Annotated in this window: 25 protein-coding genes and 1 pseudogene; 17 read left to right on the top strand and 9 right to left on the bottom strand. The window is 68.5% G+C overall.

Annotation, left to right across the window (positions count from 1 at the left end; all coding sequences use genetic code 11):
• The first annotated feature begins 22 nt into the window (after nucleotides 1–22).
• From ACWD4G_RS19620 to ACWD4G_RS19610, 3 genes are read left to right on the top strand one after another with little or no spacing between them, the layout of a single operon-like run.
• A complete protein-coding gene (locus ACWD4G_RS19620; RefSeq protein ID WP_451294993.1) occupies nucleotides 23–1,279 on the top strand; it encodes a nucleotide sugar dehydrogenase in 1,257 nt (418 codons plus the stop codon).
• A 51-nt stretch (nucleotides 1,280–1,330) separates the two neighbouring features.
• A complete protein-coding gene (locus ACWD4G_RS19615; protein ID WP_451294991.1) occupies nucleotides 1,331–2,719 on the top strand; it encodes a hypothetical protein in 1,389 nt (462 codons plus the stop codon).
• Nucleotides 2,716–3,825, top strand: coding sequence for a glycosyltransferase family 4 protein (locus tag ACWD4G_RS19610; protein WP_451294989.1), 1,110 nt, complete (start codon nucleotides 2,716–2,718; stop codon nucleotides 3,823–3,825). Before ACWD4G_RS19615 ends, ACWD4G_RS19610 begins: the two co-directional genes overlap by 4 nt.
• Nucleotides 3,826–3,877: 52 nt before the next feature.
• Here ACWD4G_RS19610 and ACWD4G_RS19605 read toward each other — a convergent pair whose 3' ends face one another.
• On the bottom strand, nucleotides 3,878–4,057 hold the full coding sequence (locus ACWD4G_RS19605) for a DUF397 domain-containing protein (RefSeq protein ID WP_451294987.1): 180 nt from the start codon (nucleotides 4,055–4,057) through the stop codon (nucleotides 3,878–3,880).
• Nucleotides 4,058–4,098: 41 nt separating this feature from the next.
• A complete protein-coding gene (locus tag ACWD4G_RS19600) occupies nucleotides 4,099–4,971 on the bottom strand; it encodes a helix-turn-helix domain-containing protein (protein WP_451294985.1) in 873 nt (290 codons plus the stop codon).
• 284 nt (nucleotides 4,972–5,255) lie between these two features.
• Between ACWD4G_RS19600 and ACWD4G_RS19595 the strand changes: the two genes are divergently transcribed.
• The 4 genes from ACWD4G_RS19595 (at nucleotide 5,256) to ACWD4G_RS19580 (ending at nucleotide 6,774) form a co-directional block, all read left to right on the top strand.
• Nucleotides 5,256–5,564, top strand: coding sequence for a hypothetical protein (locus ACWD4G_RS19595; protein WP_451294983.1), 309 nt, complete (start codon nucleotides 5,256–5,258; stop codon nucleotides 5,562–5,564).
• Nucleotides 5,561–5,791 (top strand): hypothetical protein, encoded by a 231-nt coding sequence (locus tag ACWD4G_RS19590; protein WP_451295388.1) that lies wholly within the window; start codon nucleotides 5,561–5,563, stop codon nucleotides 5,789–5,791. Before ACWD4G_RS19595 ends, ACWD4G_RS19590 begins: the two co-directional genes overlap by 4 nt.
• Nucleotides 5,788–6,336 (top strand): DUF6415 family natural product biosynthesis protein, encoded by a 549-nt coding sequence (locus ACWD4G_RS19585; protein ID WP_451294981.1) that lies wholly within the window; start codon nucleotides 5,788–5,790, stop codon nucleotides 6,334–6,336. Before ACWD4G_RS19590 ends, ACWD4G_RS19585 begins: the two co-directional genes overlap by 4 nt.
• Before the next feature lie 180 nt (nucleotides 6,337–6,516).
• Complete coding sequence (locus ACWD4G_RS19580) at nucleotides 6,517–6,774, top strand: hypothetical protein (protein WP_451294979.1); 258 nt, start codon at nucleotides 6,517–6,519, stop codon at nucleotides 6,772–6,774.
• A gap of 25 nt (nucleotides 6,775–6,799) precedes the next feature.
• On the opposite strand, the gene ACWD4G_RS19575 is transcribed toward ACWD4G_RS19580, so the two are convergent.
• Nucleotides 6,800–7,327: a hypothetical protein gene (locus tag ACWD4G_RS19575; protein ID WP_451294977.1), complete on the bottom strand. Its 528-nt coding sequence runs from the start codon at nucleotides 7,325–7,327 to the stop codon at nucleotides 6,800–6,802.
• A 288-nt stretch (nucleotides 7,328–7,615) separates the two neighbouring features.
• Here ACWD4G_RS19575 and ACWD4G_RS19570 point away from each other — a divergent pair, with 288 nt between their 5' ends.
• From ACWD4G_RS19570 to ACWD4G_RS19560, 3 genes are all read left to right on the top strand, one after another.
• Nucleotides 7,616–8,452 (top strand): hypothetical protein, encoded by an 837-nt coding sequence (locus ACWD4G_RS19570; RefSeq protein ID WP_451294975.1) that lies wholly within the window; start codon nucleotides 7,616–7,618, stop codon nucleotides 8,450–8,452.
• Between the two features lie 106 nt (nucleotides 8,453–8,558).
• Nucleotides 8,559–8,972 carry a VOC family protein gene (locus tag ACWD4G_RS19565; RefSeq protein WP_451294973.1) on the top strand — a complete coding sequence of 138 codons (414 nt, stop codon included), beginning with the start codon at nucleotides 8,559–8,561 and terminating at the stop codon, nucleotides 8,970–8,972.
• Between the two features lie 80 nt (nucleotides 8,973–9,052).
• Nucleotides 9,053–9,931, top strand: coding sequence for an alpha/beta fold hydrolase (locus ACWD4G_RS19560; RefSeq protein WP_451294972.1), 879 nt, complete (start codon nucleotides 9,053–9,055; stop codon nucleotides 9,929–9,931).
• 59 nt (nucleotides 9,932–9,990) lie between these two features.
• Here the strand turns inward: ACWD4G_RS19560 and ACWD4G_RS19555 are convergent, their stop codons facing one another.
• The 3 genes and pseudogenes from ACWD4G_RS19555 to ACWD4G_RS19545 all read right to left on the bottom strand — a co-directional run bounded on the left by ACWD4G_RS19555 (nucleotide 9,991) and on the right by ACWD4G_RS19545 (nucleotide 14,470).
• Nucleotides 9,991–11,580, bottom strand: a complete 1,590-nt coding sequence (locus ACWD4G_RS19555) for a carbohydrate-binding protein (RefSeq protein WP_451294970.1) — start codon at nucleotides 11,578–11,580, stop codon at nucleotides 9,991–9,993.
• A 297-nt stretch (nucleotides 11,581–11,877) separates the two neighbouring features.
• Nucleotides 11,878–13,185 carry a tetratricopeptide repeat protein gene (locus ACWD4G_RS19550; protein WP_451294968.1) on the bottom strand — a complete coding sequence of 436 codons (1,308 nt, stop codon included), beginning with the start codon at nucleotides 13,183–13,185 and terminating at the stop codon, nucleotides 11,878–11,880.
• Between the two features lie 63 nt (nucleotides 13,186–13,248).
• A pseudogene (locus tag ACWD4G_RS19545) lies at nucleotides 13,249–14,470 on the bottom strand (RNA-guided endonuclease InsQ/TnpB family protein).
• An 18-nt stretch (nucleotides 14,471–14,488) separates the two neighbouring features.
• Between ACWD4G_RS19545 and ACWD4G_RS19540 the strand changes: the two are divergent.
• Nucleotides 14,489–14,671 (top strand): hypothetical protein, encoded by a 183-nt coding sequence (locus ACWD4G_RS19540; RefSeq protein ID WP_451294966.1) that lies wholly within the window; start codon nucleotides 14,489–14,491, stop codon nucleotides 14,669–14,671.
• Nucleotides 14,672–14,699: 28 nt separating this feature from the next.
• Here the strand turns inward: ACWD4G_RS19540 and ACWD4G_RS19535 are convergent, their stop codons facing one another.
• Complete coding sequence (locus tag ACWD4G_RS19535; RefSeq protein WP_451294964.1) at nucleotides 14,700–15,017, bottom strand: AfsR/SARP family transcriptional regulator; 318 nt, start codon at nucleotides 15,015–15,017, stop codon at nucleotides 14,700–14,702.
• A gap of 266 nt (nucleotides 15,018–15,283) precedes the next feature.
• Between ACWD4G_RS19535 and ACWD4G_RS19530 the strand changes: the two genes are divergently transcribed.
• The 4 genes from ACWD4G_RS19530 (at nucleotide 15,284) to ACWD4G_RS19515 (ending at nucleotide 18,175) form a co-directional block, all read left to right on the top strand.
• Complete coding sequence (locus tag ACWD4G_RS19530) at nucleotides 15,284–15,547, top strand: hypothetical protein (protein WP_451294962.1); 264 nt, start codon at nucleotides 15,284–15,286, stop codon at nucleotides 15,545–15,547.
• 255 nt (nucleotides 15,548–15,802) lie between these two features.
• On the top strand, nucleotides 15,803–17,059 hold the full coding sequence (locus ACWD4G_RS19525; protein ID WP_451295358.1) for a sensor histidine kinase: 1,257 nt from the start codon (nucleotides 15,803–15,805) through the stop codon (nucleotides 17,057–17,059).
• A complete protein-coding gene (locus ACWD4G_RS19520) occupies nucleotides 17,056–17,769 on the top strand; it encodes a response regulator (protein WP_451294960.1) in 714 nt (237 codons plus the stop codon). The genes ACWD4G_RS19525 and ACWD4G_RS19520 overlap by 4 nt, the downstream gene beginning before the upstream one ends.
• A 43-nt stretch (nucleotides 17,770–17,812) precedes the next feature.
• The gene (locus ACWD4G_RS19515) at nucleotides 17,813–18,175 is read left to right on the top strand and encodes a hypothetical protein (protein ID WP_451294958.1); all 363 of its coding nucleotides are present in this window, start codon (nucleotides 17,813–17,815) and stop codon (nucleotides 18,173–18,175) included.
• A 9-nt stretch (nucleotides 18,176–18,184) separates the two neighbouring features.
• On the opposite strand, the gene ACWD4G_RS19510 is transcribed toward ACWD4G_RS19515, so the two are convergent.
• Nucleotides 18,185–18,463, bottom strand: a complete 279-nt coding sequence (locus ACWD4G_RS19510) for a hypothetical protein (RefSeq protein ID WP_451294956.1) — start codon at nucleotides 18,461–18,463, stop codon at nucleotides 18,185–18,187.
• A gap of 280 nt (nucleotides 18,464–18,743) precedes the next feature.
• Here ACWD4G_RS19510 and ACWD4G_RS19505 point away from each other — a divergent pair, with 280 nt between their 5' ends.
• Nucleotides 18,744–19,973 (top strand): serine hydrolase domain-containing protein, encoded by a 1,230-nt coding sequence (locus ACWD4G_RS19505; RefSeq protein WP_451294954.1) that lies wholly within the window; start codon nucleotides 18,744–18,746, stop codon nucleotides 19,971–19,973.
• Nucleotides 19,974–20,077: 104 nt separating this feature from the next.
• A complete protein-coding gene (locus tag ACWD4G_RS19500) occupies nucleotides 20,078–21,277 on the top strand; it encodes a Rieske 2Fe-2S domain-containing protein (RefSeq protein WP_451294952.1) in 1,200 nt (399 codons plus the stop codon).
• A 66-nt stretch (nucleotides 21,278–21,343) separates the two neighbouring features.
• On the opposite strand, the gene ACWD4G_RS19495 is transcribed toward ACWD4G_RS19500, so the two are convergent.
• Nucleotides 21,344–21,979, bottom strand: a complete 636-nt coding sequence (locus tag ACWD4G_RS19495; protein WP_451294950.1) for a hypothetical protein — start codon at nucleotides 21,977–21,979, stop codon at nucleotides 21,344–21,346.
• Nucleotides 21,980–22,050: the final 71 nt, after the last annotated feature.

Raw genomic sequence — 22,050 nt, 5'->3', positions numbered from 1 at the left:
CCGCAATCGAGTAGGAGCCGCCATGCAGATAGTTGTCGCAGGTCAGGGCTACGTAGGGCTTCCACTGGCCGTACGCGCCGCAGAGGTGGGTCACCACGTCGTCGGCTACGACGTGGACCCGCACCGTGTCCAGCAGCTCACCGCCGGCCAGTCCTACGTGGAGGACGTGGCATCCGCACGGCTGCGCGCGGTGCTGGACTCCGGGGTCTACGCCGCGACCGCCGACGCTGCTTCCCTGGCCGGCTTCGACATCGCGGTGATCACCGTGCCGACCCCGCTGCGGGACGGCGTGCCCGACCTGACCTACATCGAGTCCTGCGCCCGGACACTGGGCGAGCACCTTCACCCCGGCGCGACCGTTGTCCTGGAGTCCACGACCTATCCCGGCACCACCGAGGAACTGCTGCTTCCGATCCTGGAGAAGGCGTCGGGCCTCAAGGGCGGGGTTGACTTCCTGGCCGGATTCAGTCCTGAGCGTATTGCTCCGGGAAACAAGCGGTGGTCATTCGAGCGAACGCCGAAATTGGTGTCCGGAATCGACGCCAAGTCTCTCGATGTGATCAAGGATTTCTACGACAGCATCTTTCAGACCACGGTTTCGGTGTCCGGGACCAAGGTCGCCGAGTTGGCCAAGCTGATCGAGAACACTTTCCGGTTCGTCAACATCTCCATGGTCAACGAGATGGCGATGCTGGCGGCTCCCCTCGGCGTGAATATCTGGGAGGCGATCGACGCTGCGGCGACCAAGCCCTTCGGATTCACGCGGTTCACCCCGGGGCCAGGAGTCGGCGGGCACTGTCTGCCCGTCGACCCGTTGTTCCTCTCTTGGAAGGTCCAGCAGGAGCTTGGTGTCCCTTTCCGGTTCGTGGAACTCGCCGACGACGTGAACCGCCACATGCCCGACTACGTCGTCCGGCGTGTCGTGGAAGCACTCGGCAAGCGCGGCATGACTGTCAACAGATCCCGAATCCTGCTGCTCGGCCTGACCTACAAGTTCAACGCCACAGACCTCCGCAATTCGCCTTCGGCACGCGTCGCCGAACTCTTGATCGACCTCGGCGCCGAGGTCCGTGGCGCCGACCCCAACATCCCGGACGGCAACGAGAGCAAGCTGAACGTGCCCTGGGTCGATGCGAGCCCGGAGGAGATAACGGCCTCCGATGCCGTGGTGCTCCTCATGGACCACACCCGATTCGACCTCGCGATGATCCAGAAATACGCGGCCTATGTTCTCGACTGCCGAAATCGCATGTCCGGAGCAAATATCGAGATTCTTTAGCTCCACGTAATCCCCCGGACCGCTGCCGATCTTCCATCCCCAGGAGTTCTCTTGCGCGACGATTGGGAACACGCCCACACGGACTACACCATGCCCGCGCACCGCAGCATTCCCACCTCGCTGGCCGAGAGCGAGAGCGACTGGCGCCGCTACCTGGAATGCTCAACTCCCAACGGCTGGCTGATACGAAACAGCGCCATGACTGAAGCGCTCGTCAGCGGAAAGCCGATGTACCTGCTGCACACCACCAAGGACATCGACACCATCCGCGCCAGTCGGGAGTTGCACGTCTCCACCGGATGCCTGGTCGGAGCCCTGTACTGCTCGCCTCTCGCCCGCCGGCGCGAGGGACTGCGCCCACACAACCTCGGCGCCTACTTGATGCGGACGAAACCCTCCACCACGCCCATGATCTTCGAGGTGATCCCGGATGCCCCGATCCGGCCCAAGGGTGTCGATTACCTGCATCTCGGTGCCATCCACCTGCGTACCTACCTGCGCTACCGGTCCTTCCTCGCCCCGGCCGAGAACGACCAGCTCGACCGCGTCGTGCTGGCGGGGCTGCGCGCAGCGGCCGTGTTCCTCGACGTCGCCCTGCGCAACGCCGCCGGTCATGCCACTCCGGCACCCGAGTTCGTCGACCAACTGTCCGACGCCGTGACCCACGTGCCGTTCCTCGGCTACCTGTACTTCGAGGTTCTGTCCGAATACCTGATGCTCCACTCCGCCACTCGGGAGACCAAGAGCTACGCCCAGGCAGGAGAGCTGAACAACTGGCTCTACAAACGACTCGCCTTCGCCGCCGTGGACGGCATGGACCAGTTGTTCGACCTCGCCCGTTTCAATCCGCGCCATCACCGCCTCGTCCAGCTGATCGAAGGCATGGAACCGGCTCTCGCCCCGAGAGTCGCCGAGTACGTCCGGCGAAGGCTGTCCCACCTGTTCGCCCGGACTGCGCTGCACCCGTCCGAGGATGCGGCATCTGTCACCTTCCAGCGCGTCGATCTGAGTACGATCCAGAAAGCCGCGCCTGGACTGATCGGCCAGATGGTCTTCCGTGAGATCCGATACATGCCGCGCTATCGGCAGTTGTACCACTGCTTCGAGAAATCCAAGGCTCTTGAGGCATGGGACTACTGGAACAACGAGGGAATACCCACCCCCTTCAACGGAATCCTCCCCAAGGGAGAAATTGGAATCAATCCCGTCTACCCACGATCGACAGTAAGGGCATGGACAGCAGAACAGGACAGCAAGGGTTACTTGCATCCGACCGAGGAAGTCGCAGCCATTTTCACGCCGCACCTGGCGTCGTGGTGGGCTCCTCCGCGTCAGCGCGAGGTACGGAACGCCACCGATGAATCACAAGTCGGGTTGACTCCGGAATCCCGATCTCCGATTCTCACCCACCGGTCATCGGTGAATGGAGTTTCCGTATGACCACCAAACTTCTGAGTATCCTGACCGGTATCAACCGCGCCTCCGAGCCTTCGTCCGGGAGCATGATCCTCGTCAACGATCTCTACGGCGTGATGCCTGAAATCAACACGACCTTCCTGGGCAGGGAACCGGTCGACCAGGCTTGGAAGGCTACGTTTGATCAGCTGATCCCCCTCTCCACGACGAAGCGCCCTCACGGCCCCGGCTTCGCCCCGTACGTTGACGAGTTGACGCGTGAGGTCGGTGCGCTCATCGAGAAGATCCAGCCGGATGCCATTCACGCCCAGTACCTGGGCTTCGCTCTCAGTCTGGCCTTCACCCGAACCGCCGGAAGCGTCCCGATCATCGCCATCGCCCACGGTCCCGAGGTGATGGTGGCCGAGCGCAGCGCATCGGAACGCGAGGTCATGAATGAAGTTGCTGCCGCAAGCGCCGCGATCGTAGCTCCGACCTCCGCCCTCGCCGACCGCATCGACCGTCTCACAGGACGCCGATTCACCGGTCGGCTCACCGTCATCCCGTGGGGCATCCGCTTGAGCGATGCCCGGGTACGCGATCAATCGCCTCCTGAGACCGGCCCCCTGTCTCTGGTGCACGCCGGTCGTCTGGACGACAACAAGTCCACGATCACCGCGGTCGAAGCGCTCGCTTTGACCGGTCAGCCGCACCACTTGACCGTGATCGGCAAAGGAGTCCTACGGGAGCATCTGGAACAGCGGGCCGTCGAACTCGGGCTGCGGGACCGGGTTCGTTTTGACCCGTTCCTGCCCCGCGCCGAACTGTGGCGCCGCCTGCCGAACTTCGACGCCTTCATCTTCACGACCAGGGGTCTGGAGGCTTTCGGGCTCGTCCTCATCGAGGCTCAGGCGCACGGACTTCCGGTTGTCTACTCCGATCTTCCCGATGTGAGGGAGATCCTCGGGAGCGCCGGCGTTCCTTACACTCCTGGCGACCCACGCTCGCTGGCCATTGCCCTGGACGCGATGGGCCGAGACTTCCATCGGCACAGGGCCCTGACCAAGGCGGCTCTCAACAACGCGCGCCGATACGACATCACCACCACCGGCCGCCGGCTCCTCGAACTGACGCTCCGCATTGCCTCGTAACCGCGGCCCGCTCCACATGCCCTGGAGCGGGCCGCGATCCTCACGCACGGGGTCAGACGTCGAAGCGTCCGTCCCGTACGCCGCCGATGAAGGACTGGAAGACGGTTGCGGGTATCAGCAGGGCGGGGCCGTCGGGGGTTTTCGAGTCGCGGACTGCGACGGCTGCGGGGAGGGGGGCGGCTTCGACGCAGGCATTGCCGTTGCCGCTGTAGGAGGACTTGATCCAGTCCACGCCTTCCAGATCAGATGCCTGTATCACAACGGGCTGAGGGTTCATTCCGTGATCTCTCGCGCTAGTTGATGCAGGAACTTCGGGGTGTCCCGAGGGGGAAGGGCGTTCGACACCATGGCGTCGAACATCCGTGAGAACCGGCCCACTTCACGGGGCTTGTCGGTGACGGCGACGGTGCGCATCGCCGTGTCGCTCTGAATGGTCGCGGGCAGCCCATCGTCCAGGATCATGATGATCATGTCGTGCAACGCCACGTATCCGCTTTCTCCTTGGGGGAGAACCTGGAGCGTGACGTTCTCCAAGTCAGCGAGCCTGATGAGTTCCTCGTACTGCTCGCGCATGACGCCCGCGCCACCCATGAGGTAGCGCAGGGCTGGTTCGTTGAGGATCGCCCAGAGCTTCACGGGGTCGTCGTCGCGCGTCAACGCCTCCTTCCTCTTCATGCGCAGTTGCATGCTCTGCTGCATGAACTCGGTCGTCGTCTCGTCGATGGGCTTGTGCAGCTCGTGCAGGGCCTGTGCGTACCCATGGCTCTGGAGAATGCCGGGGACAACGGACGGATGGAAGGTCCGGATCTCCCGTGCCACAGCCTCAATGCCCAGGAAGCGCGGCATGCCCGAGAGCATGTTCGTACTTCCGTCCGACCACCATTCCCTGCTGGACGCCTCGCGTTGGAGAGCGACCAGCCTGTCCACCTGGTCCTCGTCCGTGATGCCGTAGCGCTCCAGCAACTCCCGTAGATGACCGGCCTGCCGGAAGGACTTCCAGCCGGTCTCGACGCGCTGAAGCGTGCTCTCGTCCACGCTCAGGCCGTCGACGGCTTGCGCGATCGTCAGGCGGGCCGCCTTGCGCAACTGCCGTAGCTCATGGCCGAGTCCGATACGCCTGGCGGTTGGCTGTGGTCGTGCAGCCATGTGCTCTCCGTTCTCGTGCATGTGCTCACCGTGACGGTGATGTGCTCAGCCTCTCATCAGTTGTGCGCGCAGCGGAAGCCATTCAGATGCAGTGGCATGTGCCATTTCTCCAAGTAAGGCTGAACCCTGGCAGATTCTATTGCGGGTTCGATAACTCAGCCGGGAGCGTGGTGACTTGCGGCCGGGCGATGTCCCGGCTGTCCCAACCGGCTTGCCCTATCCCACGCCAAACCCCGGCGGTGCGCGAACACCCCGGGGCGCGGCCGACTGAAACGGAGTCGACAATGAACCTTCTACCACGGCTGCTCGAACTACTGAGAACACCGCTGTTCGGGTGGCCCGTATCCGGGCACCGAGTGCCCGATGAGGGTCTGGCCCCCACCCCTGACCTCCCCGTAAACAACCCGTCCCCCTCGATGCTGAGGGCGTACCTCGCGGCGGCCCGCCACCGACGCGCCCCGCACCTGTGGCCACTCCCCGAGCCGCCCATCCCCCTGGCCGACGCCTTCGCCCTGAACCTCGTACGTGCCTACGTAACGGCCGAGGACGCGGGAACCCGGCGCCCGGCCTCCCCGGCGAGGAGGGCCTGGTGACGACGGCCAAGCACACACCGGTCATCGGCGACACCGTCGAGGACACCGACCGCAAGCGGGTCGGCAAGGTCATGGGGTTCGAGGGCCCTTACGTACAGCTCCGGCCCATCGGGGGTGGGCGGGAATGGGACGCCTGCGCGGACAGGCTCCGGCGGCTCACGCTGGCCGAGACCTTGAGCGCGGAGGTGGCGGCGGCCAACGCACGGTCCAAGGGAGAGCGGCTGTGAGTACCCAGGACGACGAGACCACCGAGGCGGTCGTGCCCAAGGGCTGGGACCCGGAGGGTTTCGTGGCCCACAGCTATCGGTGCCATCAGTGCGCCAGCAACCCGCTGGACCAGGCATGCCCGGAGGGAATCAGGCGACTCCGCCGTGCGCCGGGGAACGCCGCGCCTCCGGACGACGACACCGCCACCCCGACGGAGTCGCTGCCCATCGACACCGAGACGATGCGCGACACCACGGCCCGCCTCCTCCCCCCTCACGCCCACCAACTCCAGCCCGCCGACCTGCTCGACCTGACCCTCCTGTGCCGAGGCCACCTGACCCTGCTCGTACTGGAAGTCGAGACGGCCTCCCATCGGAGACCGAAGGACGACCCACTCACGGCGGATGCCCTGATCGACGTCGACGAGGCCCGGCGGCGACTGAACCTGACCCTCGGCGGGCGTCTGCACCACACCCTGGCCCACGCCCAGCGCCTCGCCCGTTCGGTCGACCTTCTCCTCGGCCACATGGAGAAACTGGGCGGTGGGCGACCGGAGCACCCGTGAGGGCCCGGCGGCCCGGTGTGGGGTGTCGGGAGTGCGGCACCGGCCGGTCACCTGGGTGGCCCATGGTGGCGGGCCGTCGCGCGGTTCGGGGCTCAGGCTGGGAGGGCCGCCCGTGGGAGAGAGCCGTGCTTACCGGGCCGGTACAACACGAACGAGTCGAACAACGCGAAAGGACTCGACATGACGCTGCAGATCGACAAGATCGAGCCCGCTCAGGGCAAGCCCTTCCAGGAAGTCGTCCTCACGGGAACGCTGTTGCGCACCAGGCAGGTCCTCTGGGGGGACGAGGTGCTCGAAGAAAGCGACTGGGAAGGCAGCGGCTCCGGCCCCGGCGAGACATCGCTGATCTTCAACATCCCCGAAGGCAGCGGCACCGTTCTCGTCACCGCGGTCGATGGCGGCGACAAGAGCAACACTGTCGAATTCACCTACCAGTAACACACAGTGACCTGGGAGCCCCTCGTCACTCGCCGGGACGGGACAAGGGCACGTACGGCTCGATCTCTCGCCACGGCGGCGGGCCGCCCAGTTGGCGGGTGAGGGGGTGTTGGGTGGGGGCGAGGGAGTGGCGGGCCGCGTTGACGAATGTCGTCTGGCCTGTGGTGAGTTCGGAGATGATGCGGCGGAGGGCGTCGCGGTCACGGGGGCGGTCGTGGTCGGCGACCAGCAGGGCGAAGCGGCCCACCGCCTCGGTCAAGTCGGCCGCCGCGTCGGCGACTTCGGGTGTCGCGACCAGGCTGAGAGAGGTCAGGGCCGAGTTGAATGGGGCCCAGTCCGCCCTGTTGGGGCGGGAGTCGACGTACGCCTCCCGCAACTCGATCTCCACCGCCGTGAACTCCCGCAGATACGCCGCGTACGCCACCGCCTGGGTGTCCCGCAGCCATTGCTGGTTCTGATTGCGGCGCCCCAGAAAACCGCCGATGACGATGCCGACGACGGTCGCGGCGGCGCCGATGGTGGTGGGGATCATGGCGTCCCAGGGAACGGCCACGCCGGTGCCTCCTCACAGAGTGCGGGTTCGCGGGTCACGGAATGTATGTCCTGGTCATGGTCCTGGTCATGGTCATGGTCGTACAGGGCCGGTTCGGCGGGGCGGGCGCCCGATGTGGCGGAGCGCTTCGCCCAGTCCGGCTTCGGTGATGTGGGACGTCCCGGTGGGGCGGTCGCGACACCCGCAGCACCGTAACCCCAGCATTGATCATGGACGAGCCAATTACGGGTGGGCCGGTGAGTACGCGTACTCATGTGGACGGCGGCCGGTGCCCCGCACGATTCGGGCATGCGATCGATATCCCTGCCGAAGTTGCTGCTGGCGGCCACGCTCGGCTGCCTGGTCCTGTCCGGCTGCGGTGGCCAGAAGGCCTCCGCCGGTCGGACGGGTGTCACCGCCGATCAGGCGGCCCACGCGGACAGCACCGTCTCGGCGACGAGTTCGCCCGACCCGCTGGCCGACTCCGACGATCCGGAGATCCGGTTCCTGGCGTTGACGTCCCGTATCACGCAGAACTGCGTCCCGGACGCCCCCGTCGGCGGCGGCAACGCCAGCGGTGAGGTGCCCGAGCCCGAGGACCTGCCGGGTTACGAGCCCGCGCCGACCGAGTTGTACGGGCCGGACGAGACCCCGCCGGCCCTCCCCGGCGACGCGACCGAGCCGGAGACAGAAGTGGCGGACCCCCTGGAGGACCACACCGCCCTGCCGACGCCGCCCTCCGACTCCCCCGAGACCGAGACCGACGCCGACGCCGACGCCGACGCCGACAGCGGCACCGAGCCGGTCGCCGAGGTGCCCCTGGGCGATGTCGAGCAGTGCGGCGGCACCGAGCACGCGCGGCGCATCACCGAGGCGTTCCGGGACACGGAGACGACCGGTTATGAGGCGATGCGCGAGAAGCTGACGGGCCTGGACTACCCGGCCACGCGGATTCACCGGATGCCGGACCACGCGGGGGCGCCGAGGGCGAGACTCGACCTGCGCTTCATGGGCGGCCACTTGGCGCTGGAGGTCACCGCCACCAGCCGTGGGGTGATCGTCGAGGCGTTCGGCGCTCCGGAGACGGAGGACGTACGGGTGACCGATGTACGGCGAAAGCCGAACCTGGACGCGCCCACGTCCTGACCGAGCCGCCCCACCCCGGCCGAGGACGCGCTCCGCATGCCGTTGTCAGTGGGGCCCGTTAGTCTCCGGGCTGGAATGACTCTTCGTCCCTTTCAGGGAGGTTTTGATGGCCTCGCGACTCAATCCGTACATCAGCTTCAACGGTGACGCCCGGCAGGCGATGGAGTTCTACCAGGAGGTTTTCGGCGGCACGCTCGCGATGAACACCTTCGGGGAGTACGGCGACGCCGACGCTCCGCACGCGGACAAGATCATGCACGCGATGCTGGAGACGCCCAGCGGCTTCACCCTCATGGGCGCCGACACCCCGCCCGGCATGTCCCACACCCCCGGCACCAACTTCTCCGTGAGCCTCAGCGGCGACGACGTCACCGAGCTGCGCGGCTACTGGGAGAAGCTCTCCGAGGGCGGTTCGGTGGCCGTCCCGCTGGAGAAGCAGATGTGGGGCGACGTCTTCGGCATGTGCACGGACCGCTTCGGCATCCCGTGGATGGTCAACATCAGCGAGGCCAAGGCCTGAACCCAAGCCCAGGCCAAAGCCCAGACCCAGGCCGGGGCCCAGGATTGACGGCCCATCGATAAGAACGGGGGTGCGCCACGGTGGGACGAGACGGAGGGCGAGCGGAGCGCTACGGCACCGCACACGTCCAGGTGAACGGCGTCCGACTCGCCTACGACATACGCGGCGGCGACGGCGCCCCCCTCGTCCTGGTCCACGGCTCCTGGGGCGACCTCTACAACTGGGTCCCCGTCCTGCCCGCCCTCACCGAGCGCCACCGCGTCCTCGTGTACGACCGGCGCGGACACAGCCGCAGCGAGCGCCCGGCGGGGCCGGGGTCGCGGTACGAGGACGAGGAGGATCTGGCGGCGCTGATGGAGACCCTCGGGTTCGCCCCGGCGTACGTCGCGGGCAACTCCTTCGGCGGGGCGACTGCCCTCGGGCTGGCCGCCCGGCGCCCCGAGCTGTTCCTGGGCCTGGCCGCGCATGAACCACCGCTCACCGGTGTGGTCGCCGACGACCCCGCGCTCCGGCCGCAGATGGCCGACACCGAGGAGCGGTTCGCGTCCGTGCTCGGGCATCTGCGGGCCGGCGACACCCTCGCGGGAGCCCGTACGTTCGTGGAGGACGTCGCCCTCGGTCCCGGGAACTGGGAGCTGCTGCCCGAGCGCGTCCGCGAGACCTTCCTCCTCAACGCCCCCACCTTCCTCGACGAGCAACGCGACCCGCACTGGGCCGGCCTCGACCTCACCCGCCTCGCCCGCTACTACACCGGGCCGGTCCTCCTCACCAAGGGCACCGACAGCCCACCCTGGCTGCACCCGATCGTCGCCCGGCTGTCCGAAGCCCTCCCCCAGGCCCGCACGTACACCTTCGAAGGGTCCGGCCACATCCCGCACGCCACCCACCCCGACGCCTACGCCCGCCTCCTGACCGCCTTCATCGACGAGCACCGCGACCACCGTGCTCACCACGCGTAGGGCAGAACAGCGGCCCGTCGCACGACACTCCGACGGGCCGCTGTCACCGCTGCTACCGATCAGCCCCCGAACGTCACCACCAACTTCCCGTCCGAGGCGAACGACCACCCCAGCGCGCCCGAGTACGACGAGCAGCGCGACCCGTTCGTACCGGACCAGAACTGGTTGGAGGAGTCGGAGTCGCCGATGATGCGGTCATTGGTGCCGCTGCCGCTACGGCAGGAGGTGTTGTCGCGGAAGACCGACGTCCCGCCGTCGAAGTTGAAGTTCCGTTCGGCGTTGTCGATGCTCACATTGCCGGACACGGCCATCGTGCCGGGGTTGCTGTTCCACGTGAAACCATGCTTGCCGTTGTCGTAGGCGATGCTGCGCCGCACGATGTGGTCGACGGCGATGTCGTCGCCGCCGAGCTTGTAGCCGTTGCGGTCGCCGTTGCCGGCCTGGGAGCCGTCGCTCAGTGTGCCGTTCTCGTAGGCGAGGGAGTCCTCGATGGTCACCGGGCCGATGGCTCCGGTGTCGGTCTTGGTGTAGAGGTCCCAGCCGTCGTCGATGTTGTTGTGGGCGACGGCGTAGCGGAAGACGTTCCCGGTGCCGGTGGTGAGCTTCGCGGCGAAGCCGTCCGCGTCCTCGCCGTCGGAGTCGGCGTTGTCATGCGATTCGGCGCTGAGGATCAGGTTGTCGGACGGCCACTCGCTGCTGGGAGTGCTGGAGGCGATACGGCCGAGTTGCAGGCCCGTGTCGCGGTTGAAGCGGGTGACCGTGCCCTCGATGACGTTGTCGCTGCCGCCGACGTAGATGCCGTTGTCACCGGCCCGTTCGACGACGAGCCCCTTGATGTGCCAGTACGAGGCGTTGAGCTGAAGTCCTCGGTTCGACGAACTCTCGCTCTGGGCCGAGAAGTTGAGCACCGGGGTCTCGCCGGGGTAGGCGGCGAGCGTCGTACGGGCGGCGGCCGTGCCGTCGTTGCCGACCGGGATGGTGACCGTCGAGGAGTAGGCGTAGGTGCCGCCGCGCAGATAGATCGTGCCGCCGGCGGTGACACGGCTGATCGCCGAGGTGAGGGTGGTGGGGTCGGAGGAGGTGCCGGCCGCGCTGTCGGTGCCGTTGGGGGCGACGTAGAGGGCGGCGGCGGACGGGGGTGTGGTGGTGCCGTCCGGGACGGTCGCGTCGAGGTAGTCGACGTTGGGGAGACCGGCGGAGGTGGTCGGGTTGAGCCGGATGGTGTTGCTGCCGGACACCACGGGCACGGTCAGTGTCTTCGTCGTCCAGCCGGTCCAGGTGCTGGTGCTCTCGAACGACGCCGTCGTGGCCGTGGAGCCGTTGACGACGACATCGGCGGGGCGGGCGGTGGTGGTGCCGTTGGCGAAGCGGAACGCCAGGGTCGCCGTGCCCGATGCGGGTGCGGTCACGGTGAACTGGGCGTATCCGCCGGTGGAGTTGGTGCCGTTGCAGAAACCGGTGCCCGAGTAGCCGGTCCAGTCGGAATCGATCGTGCCGGTGCAGACGGCGGGGGAGGTCTCCGCCTCATAGCGGGCGGTCGCGGCCTGTGCCGGACCGGCGGCGGTCAGCGCGACGAGCGCGCCGGCCAGCAGACTTCCACTGGCACATCCCACGAGGGCCGCGACGGCCGCGACAGGTCTTTTGCGCATCACTGATCTCCATCTCCAGAGCGGGTGGGGCGGAGCACGGCGAGAAAGCGCTTTCTTGACGTCTTCCGGAAGTGTCGGCAGGGTGGCCTGAACACGTCAATACATCTGCACGTGGAATCTGTTCACATAGATGAACCACAGTGAGACGGTGAAAAGGGCGCCGAACGGCTGCGTAGCAGCTGTTCAGACGCCCTTTACGGCCTCGCTCCAAGGCGCTCCGAGGCGGCGGCCGGGGTGTGATGCCGCTCCGACGGGCCGGACGGTTCCGGGGTTGTGAACCGTGAACCGTGAACCGGATCAGCCCGGGAGATCGTCCGTCTCGGCGGCGGTCTCGGCGGCGGTCTCGGCGGCGGGGGAGCGCAGCGGCGGGATGCCGAGTTCGGCGACGAGGGTGTGGGCCTTCTGCTGGTGGTCGTGGCTCTCCGTGAGGCGGTCCAGTGCCCTGAGGGTGTCGGCCAGGCCCTGGTGGGCGCGGGCGCGTTCGTAGGGTTCACGGGCCTGTTCGGAGGCGGTGAGGCCGGTGCGGTAGTGGAACAGGGCGTCGTCGAGGCGTCCGGCGGCGTGGCAGCTCAGCGCGTGTTCGTTGTGGAGCATGGCGAGTTGGCCGGGATCGCTGAGACCGTCGGCGGCGTCCAGGGCCGCTCGGTGGTGTTCCAGCGCCCGCTGGTGTGCGCCGAGGCGGGTGTGGACGGTGCCGAGGACGCACAGGGCCATGGCCTCGCGGGCCCGGTGACGTAACTCGCGCACCGCCGACAGCCCTTGGTGGGCGAGGTCGAGGGCTTCGTCGTAGCGGCCCAGCCGTTCGTGGACGATGCCCAGGTTGATCAGACAGCCGGCCTCGCTGTGGCGGTCCCCGGCCTCGTGGAACAGCGTCCGGGCGCGGTGGGTGTAGTCCAGGGCCTCGGTGGGGCGGCCCACCCGGGTCAGGACACCCCCGAGCAGGGTCAGGGCCACCGCCTCGCTGTGCGTGTTGCCCTCCTGGCGCCTGAGCCGCAGCGACTGGAAGCCGTACGTCAGGGCGGCGTCGTAACGGCCGCCGAGGTAGGAGACGATGGAGAGGTTGCCCAGGGAGGCGGCCTCGCCGGGTACGTCGCCCAGCCGCCGGCGCAGTTCGACCGCCTGCTCGAAGGCCTGCGCGGCGTCGCCGTACCGCCCGGACTGCCACAGGCCGGTGGCGAGGTTGTGGACCGTCTCGGCGTGGGCCTCGGGACGGTCGAGATGTCCGACGGCGGACAGGGCGGTCTCATGGGTGGACATCCAGTCGGTGTGGTGGCCGCGCAGGAAGTAGAACGGCCACAGGACGCCCGGCAGTCGCCAGGCGTGATCGTGCAGACCGATGTCTTGGGCGAGGCGCACCGCGTCGGCGAGGTTGTCCCGTTCGCCCTCCAGCCAGGCGACGGCCTCGGCGTAGTCGGTGAAGTCGAGGGTGGTGGGCGGTGCCTGGGTGGTGGGCGCGGGCAGGGTGCGGCGTGGGTCGACGAGGGTGACGGCCCGGCTCGCGGTGTGGAGGTAGAAGTCGAGTACGCGTTCCTGCGCCGTGCGGCGGAGGTCGGCGGGCCTGTCGTGGCCGAGTTCGGTGGCGTAGAGGCGGACCAGGTCGTGCATGCGTTGACTTGCTCTCCGGGCTGAAGCCCGGAGATTCTGGCCTTCTCGATCGTTGCTGTGCCGCTACGCGGCACGGTGTCCGGTCGGGAATCCGTGGCTTCCTGTTTCTTCGCGCTGTGCCGGGATCGCTCCTGGTCTTACCAGCGCTCCGCAGGCCGATACCGCCAGTCCGGCGGCCGTCTTCACGTTGATCGCGGCGTTGTGGTCCCGGTCGTGGACAGTGCCGCAGGAGGTACACGTCCATTCCCGGACGCTCAGGGGTTTGGACCCGTCCACAGCGCCGCAGGTGGAACAGGTCTGGGAGGTCGGCTCGTACCGGCCGATCCTGACCAGGGTGCGGCCGTACCGCTGGGCTTTGTACTCCAGCATGCTGAGGAACGAGGCCCATCCGGCGTCGTGCACGGACTTGGCCAGCTTCGTGCGCGCGAGTCCTTTCACCGCCAGGTCCTCCACGGCGATCCCTTGGTTCTCGGAGATCAGCTTTGTGGAGAGCTGGTGGTGGAACTCGCGGCGTGCGTCGGTGACCTTGGCGTGGGCACGGGCCACCTTCACCCGGGCCCTGGCACGGTTCTTGGACCCCTTCTGCTTGCGGGCCAGCTCCCGCTGGGCCTTCTTGAGCTTCTTCTCCGCACGCCGAAGGAAGCGCGGAGAGCCGATCTTCGTGCCGTCAGAAAGGACGGCGAAGTGGGCAAGGCCGAGATCGATGCCGATGGTGTGGTCGGTCTCCGGCATCCGCGCGGCGTCGGCGGCCGGGTCGGTGTTGACGACGAAGGAGGCGAAGTACCTTCCGGCCGCGTCCTTGACGACAGTGACGCTGGAGGGCACCGCGGGCAGCGCACGGGACCACTTCACCTGCACCGCCCCGATCCTGGGCAGATTCAGCTTCCCGCACGCGGTGAGCGACCAGCGGGCATTCGCGGTGAAACGGATCGACTGCCGTGCGTCCTTGCGGGACTTCATGCGCGGCTCACCCACCCACGCCCCCGTGCGCTCACCCTTGAGGGAGGCGAAGAAGTTGGTGTAGGCGCGCTCGCAGTCGCGCAGCGCCTGCTGCAACACGACCGGAGACTTCGCCCAGCCAGGCCCGCTCGGGCCGCCGCTTCGCCTCGGTGATCAGCAGGCGGGACAGCAGACCGAGCTTCGGATACGGAAGGTCCTGGGCGTGGGCCTCGCGCCGAGCGCGGACGGCGTCGTTGTAGACGACGCGGGCACAGCCGAACGCCCGTGCCAGCGCGGCCTGTTGACCGCTGGTGGGGTAGAGACGGAAGGCGTACCTGAGCTGCACGGCAAGGACGCTACCCGCGTGGATCAGGAGTCCGCAGTGCGAAGATCCCTATTGATCGGTATCGGCTCCCTGTCGCACATCTTCGCGGCCTTCGTGACCATGTTCCGGGAGGAAGTGATCCCGGCCCGTTTCCGCCGGCCCTCCGTGATGAAGCCTGACCAGTCGCACGCCCTGCCCCGCTTCGCGGGCACGACGCCGTGACGCTCCGCGTCACGACGACAGATTCGCTTCACCACCGGCCTGAACGCCGGTGCACTGCGAATGAATCCCGGTAGCCCCCGTGCTCCCGTACGATGTCCGCTCCCGCCGGGGCCAGCGCCTGCCGCAACCGGGACATGTACCCGTACAGCGCCTCCCGGCCCCGCCGCGGCGCCCGCTCTCCCCACACCCGCTCCACCAGCGCGTCCGACGGCACCACCCGGCCGGCGTCGACGAGCAGCGCCGCCAGCACCCTGCGCTGCCGGGCGTGCCCCACGTCCAACGGCTTACCGGCGCGTGATCCGCCGTCGTACCACACCTCGACCACACCCAGAACACCGAAGCGCACGGTCACCCCACCCCTGGTCTCGTCCCCCTCCCCTGGTCTATCCGCGGTTGATCAGCGGGCCCAAGCAGGATTCAAGACTTTCCGAAGGTTTCCCGATGGCGGCGACGGCACGGTGGTTACCGCAAGGTCCCGCGCGGACGAGCCCGGCCCCGCCGGGCACGGTGACCGGTTCGGTCACCGTGAACGAGGGGGAGTGGGGGCGGGCTCGTACGTCGGGTGCCACGCAGGTACGGGCAGCAAAGGACCCTCCGACAAAGGAGCACACCATGCGCAAGCTCAGCCTGGCCGCCGCGTCCATCGCGATGGGTGCGGCCGCCGCCCTCGCCGTCCCGATGACCGCCCAGGCGGCCACGTCGGCCGACACGTCCGTCTCGGCGGTGGCGGCGACCTGGCAGCAGACCGGAGAGGCCTACACCACCTCGTCCCGCTGCTGGGCCGACGCGGACTACTACCTGGCGGCCTCCAACGTCTACGACTACACCTGCCGCAAGATCGGGAGCCTTTGGTACGGCTACGTCCTCGCCGACTGACCGCGCGCATCGTCCGCTGAAGCGACCCGGGCGGGATCTCTCGGCGGCGACCGTGGCGGAAGCCCCGGTTGCCGTGAGGGGTCCCGCCCCTGCTGTCGTACGCCGCCGGAGGTTGCCGCCCGGGCAGCGCGCGTCCCCCGTACGGCCGTTACGGTGGGGCGGGTGGGGAACACGGGGAGCACGGAGAGCGGTTGGAACCCGGGGAGCGCGCGGAGCCCTGGCGGCGCGGGCGGCGCACGGACCCCGGCGTGGGGCATGTTCGGCGGTGCGACGCGGGGTTGGTGGGAGCGGGGCCAGAAGCTGGAGGCGGCGCATCCCCTCCTCCTCGACATCGGCATCGCCCTGCTGGTGCAGGCCGCGATGACGATGCCGTTCGTCGTACCGCGTGCGGCCTCGTTGCCGCCGGCGACCTGGGCCGCGTACGGGCTGACCACGCTCACCGTGGTGCCGCTGGTGTGGCGGCGGCGCGCACCCATGGCCGTACTGCTGGCGATCCTCGCGACCAGCGGCCTCTACAGGCTGGCTCTCGACGGCCCCGGCCAGCCGCTGCCGTACACCGGCCTGGTGATCACGTACACGATCGCCGTACTCTGCCCACCCCGCGAACGCCTGATCGCGGGCCTGCTGCTCCTGATCGCCATACCGGTGGCGGTGTCGATCAACTCCCGTACCGCCCGCGAACTGACCTTCTCCTACTTCGTGTTCGCCGCCGCGTACGCCTTCGGCCGGCTGGCCGCCGCCCGCCAACGCGCCCATCGCATCGAGGCCGAACGGGCCGCCGCCCGCGAGCGCGCCCGTATCGCCCGGGAGATGCACGACATCCTCTCCCACGCCGTGAGCCTGATGATCGTGCAGGCGGAGGCCGGCCCGGTGGCCGTACGCACCGCCCCCGAGAAGGCCGAGGCCGCCTTCGACGCGATCTCCGAGACGGGACGGGACGCCATGGTCCAACTGCGGCGGATGCTGGGGTTGTTGAGGGAGCCGGACGCCTCCCCCGAACCGAGCGGCCCCGGCGGCGAGCAACCGCGTGAGCCGCAGCCGGGGCTTGCGGACCTGCCACCGCTACTCGACCGGGTACGAGCAGGCAGCGGACTCCAGGTGTCGTACGAGACCGTGGGCGACGCCGTACGACCGCTGCCCGCCGCGACCGCCACGACGGTGTTCCGGATCGTGCAGGAGGCGCTGACGAACACGGTGAAGCACGCTGGTGCCCGTACCGTTTCCGTTCAACTCACTTATGAGAAAGGGGACTTGAGCGTGAGCGTCACGGATGACGGTAGTGGTCCGCAGGCCGGTGTCAGGGCAGGAACTGGCTACAGGTCGGGCCATGGCCTCGTCGGGATTCGCGAGCGGGCGGCGGCGCATGGGGGCACGACGTACGCCGGGCCGGGTCCGGACGGTCGGGGCTTCGAGGTCCGGGTACGCATCCCCGTACCGACGGCACCCCAGCCATCCGCACCCCAGCCGTCCGCACCGCGACCGTCGGCTCCTGTCCCGGAGGTCTCCCGTTGACGATCCGAGTAGTCGTGGCCGATGACCAGGAACTGGTACGCAGCGGCTTCGCCATGATCCTCGACGCCCAGCCGGACATCGAGGTGGTCGCGGAGGCGGGCGACGGCGCGGAGGCGATCGAGGCGGTACGCTGCCACGCGCCGGACATAGCCCTGCTGGACATCCGGATGCCCCGGGTGGACGGCATCGAGGCATGCCGGACGATCACCGCGCTGGGCGACGGGGCCGACGCCAATGGCACCCCGATCGCTTGCCGAACGGTGATGCTGACGACCTTCGACTCCGACGAGTACGTCTACGAGGCGCTGCACGCGGGCGCGAGCGGCTTCCTGCTGAAGGACGTCAGACGGGACGACCTGGTGCACGGCGTACGGGTGGTGGCGCACGGCGATTCCCTGCTGGCCCCGTCGGTGGCCCGGCGCCTGATCGAGCAGTACACCCGCCCCACCCCCACACGCCCCCAACGCCCGCACCCCCGCCTCAACACCCTCACCACCCGCGAACACGAGACCCTGCTCCTCCTCGCCCGCGGCCTCTCCAACGCCGAGATCGCCGCCGAACTGACCGTAAGCGACCACACCGTGAAAACCCACGTCGGCAACATCCTCGCCAAACTCGGCCTCCGAGACCGCATCCAGGCGGTGATCTGCGCGTACGAGACGGGGTTGATCTCGGCGGGCGCCCATCTGCACGACGCCGACGCCAACTGACCGAGGGGAGGCCGGCCAAGCGGTGCCGCCCCCTGACCGGCCCGTGACGGTGACCACCCCGAGCACACGTACCGACGTGGTGATCCGCACCTACGGGCCCGGCAAGGTTCCGCCGATGCTCGACGTTCTCGCGGACATCTGGGCGGACGCTCACCCCGAACTGGTCGACAATCCGGGCGCGGAGGCGTCGGGCCTGTCCGTACCCGCCCTGCGCCGTCAGATCGAGGGCCATGTGAGGCATCCGTGGTCGTCCTTGCTCGCGCTGCCCTCCAACCAGCGCGGCCAGGGCCTGTACGCGCGGCTCGGCTACCAGTACGCGGGCGAGTACCGGAACACGGCTGACGGCCCGGCGTTCGATCTGTTGCTCCTTCGCGTCGAGGAAGGGGAACGGGTCCTGCTGTCCTGAGGCTTGGGATCAGCCCGGGTTCTCCACCAGTCCGAAGCCGGCGTGGAACTCTTCCAGAAACACCCGCCGCGACGGATCGGACTCCTCGCGGGCCATGGTGGCGAGCAGGCTGAGGAACTCGTCCTCCTGCTCATGTGTCAGCCTGCTCACCACGTGGGCGACGCCCTCCAGAACCCTGGTGGCATCGTCTCGATCCGTTTCCTCGCATTCACAGGCTTCGATGAGCCAGAGGACATCGACCAGAGTCTCGGCCAGAGCTCGCGTCAAGGAGGGGTGTGCGGCAGACATCGAGACCAACTTCCAGCAAGTCGGCGAACAGAGTCCCGTCATCTGAGTACATGCCACTGACGTTACGTCAGCAACCGATTCACGGAACTTGTGCCAGCCCCCGCCACTGCCCCGCACGGGGGATCGCCCCGGCCCCGTGACTCCCCCGCGGCGGTGAGAAACCGGCCGTGCCTCACCCCGCAAGACCCCCTGCGCGGGCGATCCGTGAAGAGACGCTGGTCAGGAGGATGGAGCCATCCGCGAACGGTCCCAACCACGGCTCACATCCTCGGAGTTGACCATGAAGAGAACGACTCGCACGTTGCCGGCCGCCGCGCTCGTACTGGGCGTGACGGTGGTCTCGGGTGCCCTGCCGGCTGTCGCATCCGCCACCGGGTCCTCCACCACGTCAACGGCTCCCTCCCCCGCCCCCTCCCTCGACCCCACCACCCGAGCCGTCCTGGAAGACGCCATCGCAGGCCTCCCCTCCGCCCACGCGACAGCCGCCCTCGTTCGGGTGGGCGGAACCGGCGGTACCTGGCGCGGTGCTTCCGGTGTGCACGACCTGGAGACGAACCGCCCGGCCGATCCGAACGGGCGGTTCCGGACCGGCTCGGTGACCAAGGTGTTCACCGCCGCCGTCGCGCTGCAACTGGTCGACGAGGGCCGGCTCGATCTGGATCGCACCGCCCGCTCGTATCTGCCGGAGCTGATCCCGGCCGCGTACGAGGACGTCACCGTACGGCAGTTGCTCGATCACACGTCCGGTATCCCGGCGCCCGACTTCCCCTGGACGACGGTCGAGGGGGCGTACGAGAACCGCTTCCGCGTCCACGACCCGGAGGACATGGTCCGCTCGGCGACGTCGAAGGAGCCCGAGTTCGCGCCGGGCGAGGCGCAGCACTACCTCAACATCGGGTACACGATCGCCGGGCTGATCATCGAGCGGATCACCGGGGACTCGTACGAGAACCAGGTCGACCGGCGCATAGCGAAGCCGCTCGGGCTGCGGGACACCTACCTCCCCGGCGAGGACCCGCGCATACTCGGCCCCCACAACCACGGCTACCAGACCATGACCATGACCATAACCAAGCGCCTCGACGGCGGCACAGCGACGACCACCACCACCGGTCTGCGGGATGTCACCGTGTGGGGGACTACGGACAGTTGGGCCGCCGGGGCCCTCATCTCGACCACCTCCGATCTGGAGCGGTTCACGAACGCCCTGTTCCGGGGGCGGATCGTGCCGCGCGGGCCGCTGCTGGAGGAGATGTTCACGCTGCCGCAGGTGGACGACTTCACCTCCGGCGCCCCCGCCTCGTACTCCGTCGGACTGTCCATGAAGAAGCTCGGCGGACGCGAGGTCTGGGGCAAGACCGGTGGCCGCTGGGGCTACAACACCGCCATCGCCGCCACCCGCGACGGCTCCCGCACCCTCGTCTACAGCGTCAACTCCACCGATGCCAAGGGCCAGGACATGAACGAGGTCGCCATGAACGTGCTGATCGCGGCCTTCGGGGCGCCGTAGCCAACCTCAACAACCGACGGCCTACGGCCAACTCCTCTACTCCCAGAGGATGTTGACGTTTCCAGTACCTTTCGGGAGCAGATCCCTCCGGTTAGCATCCCGGCATGCCTACTCCTCGTCGGAATCAGCACCCTCAGGCTCATCACCCTCAGGCTCATCACCCGCGGACTCATCACCCGCAGGGCGACATCACCGCCCTCCCCCGCGACCCCCGCGCCGACGAGTACCCGATGCCGGCCGTGCCGTACGGGTGGTACGCGGTGCTGCGCAGCGGCGAGTTGCGGCCGGGGAAGGTCGTGAGTCTGCACTACTTCGGGCGGGCGCTGATCGCGTTCCGGGGAGCGGACGGGCGGGCGGCCGTACGGGACGCGCACTGCCCCCACTACGGCGCCCATCTCGGCGTCGGCGGCAAGGTCGTGGACGGGACGGTGGAGTGCCCGTTCCACGGGTGGCGGTTCGGGGCGGACGGGCGCTGCGTGGAGGCGCCGTTCGCCGTCCGTACGCCCAAGGTGTCGATCGGCGGCTTCCCGGTCCGCGAGCACAGCGGGCTGGTCTTCGTGTACGCCGGGCCGGGTGAACCGGCCTGGGAGGTGCCGGAGGTACCGGAGGCGACGTCCAAGGACTTCTCCTCCCCCATCGACGACGTCCGCACCGCCCGCATCCACATCCAGGAGATGCGGGAGAACATCGTCGACGAGTCCCACTTCCACTTCATCCACGGTCAGAGCGAACCGCCCGTCCAGGACTGGACGGTGGACGGGCCGTTCGCCGAGGTGCGCGGGCGTATCCGGCGGCGGGTGCTCGGGTGGGACATCGACAACACCTTCGACGCGTTCATGTACGGGCCCGGCGTGATGGTCGTCCGTACGCACGGGCCGGCGCTGTCGGTCACGGCCGTCGCCCTCAGCACGCCCGTCGACGACCGCACCAGCGAACTGCGGATGCTGTACTACCTCCGCAAGCCGGCCCTCGCCCCCTTCCTGATCCCGCTCCTCAAGGTCGTCTTCCGCAGGGAGGCCCTGGGGGAGGTGCGGGAAGAGGTCCAGATCTGGGACCACAAGATCCACCAGCCACGTCCCGTCCTGCTCCCGCACGAGAAGGGCATCAGGGCGCTGCGCCGCTGGTACGCGCAGTTCTACGGGGAGCCGGGGGCCGCGACCGCCGACGCCGGGGAGGCGGCGACGGCGGCCGGTCACGGGGAGGTGGCGGCGACGGCCGGTGACGGGGAGATGGCTACGGCGGCCGGTGACGGAAGAGTGGCGGCGGCCGCCGGCGAAGAGGCGGTGAGGGCGGGCTCTGGGTGACCCGCCCTCACCTGTGCGGGGCATGGGGGGAGTGTGCCCCGCGTCCATGGGGCCGTGTGGCGTCGGCTACGCCGCGATCCTCCGCTTCAGCGACGCCACCCCGTCCTTGACCTTCCGCTCCGCCTCCGCCCGCCGCTGCTCGCGCCGGGCCTTCTCCTCGTCCTTGCGGATGCGCTCGGCGGCTTTCTGCTCGTCCTTCCTGATCCGCTCGGCGGCCTCCTCCATGGCCATCAGCTCGATGCGTACGGCGTCGGCGGGGCGGCGCTCCAGAACCGCGTCGTACCGCATGGCCAGCAGGTCCAGGGCCTGGGTGTCGGCCTCCCCGGCCTCCGTGAGGATGGCCGTACCGCCCGTCGGCACATGCCGCGAGAAGGCTTCGACCGCGTCGCCCGCACGGGCGGCCCGCCTGTAGTCGTGGCCCCCGCCGATCAGCGCGCCTATGCCCCAGCCCATCAGCACGCCCAGCGGTCCGCCGAGGATGCCGACCAGTGAGCCGACGATTCCGCCGACCGCCGTGTTCCGCCCGGCCATGGTCTCCAGGCCCTCGGGGACGCGGACGCTGCCGTCGTCCAGGCGCTCGATCAGTACGGCGCCACGGATCTCCGTGGTCGCGGAGTCGAGGTGCTTGAGGTCGCTGAGCGCCTGGTAGGCCGTGGCCCGGTCGGCGAAACGGAGGGCGATGACGTTCTCGTTCATGGACATGAAAGGTGCCTCCTTCGGGCTCCAAGGGACTTGGCGCAGAGGGACTTGGCGCTGTCCATGCCCCTCACCTG

The organism is Streptomyces sp. NPDC002643 (assembly GCF_053592555.1).
Note: the sequence above shows the minus strand (reverse complement) of the source record. Positions and strands in the feature narration are given on the sequence as shown.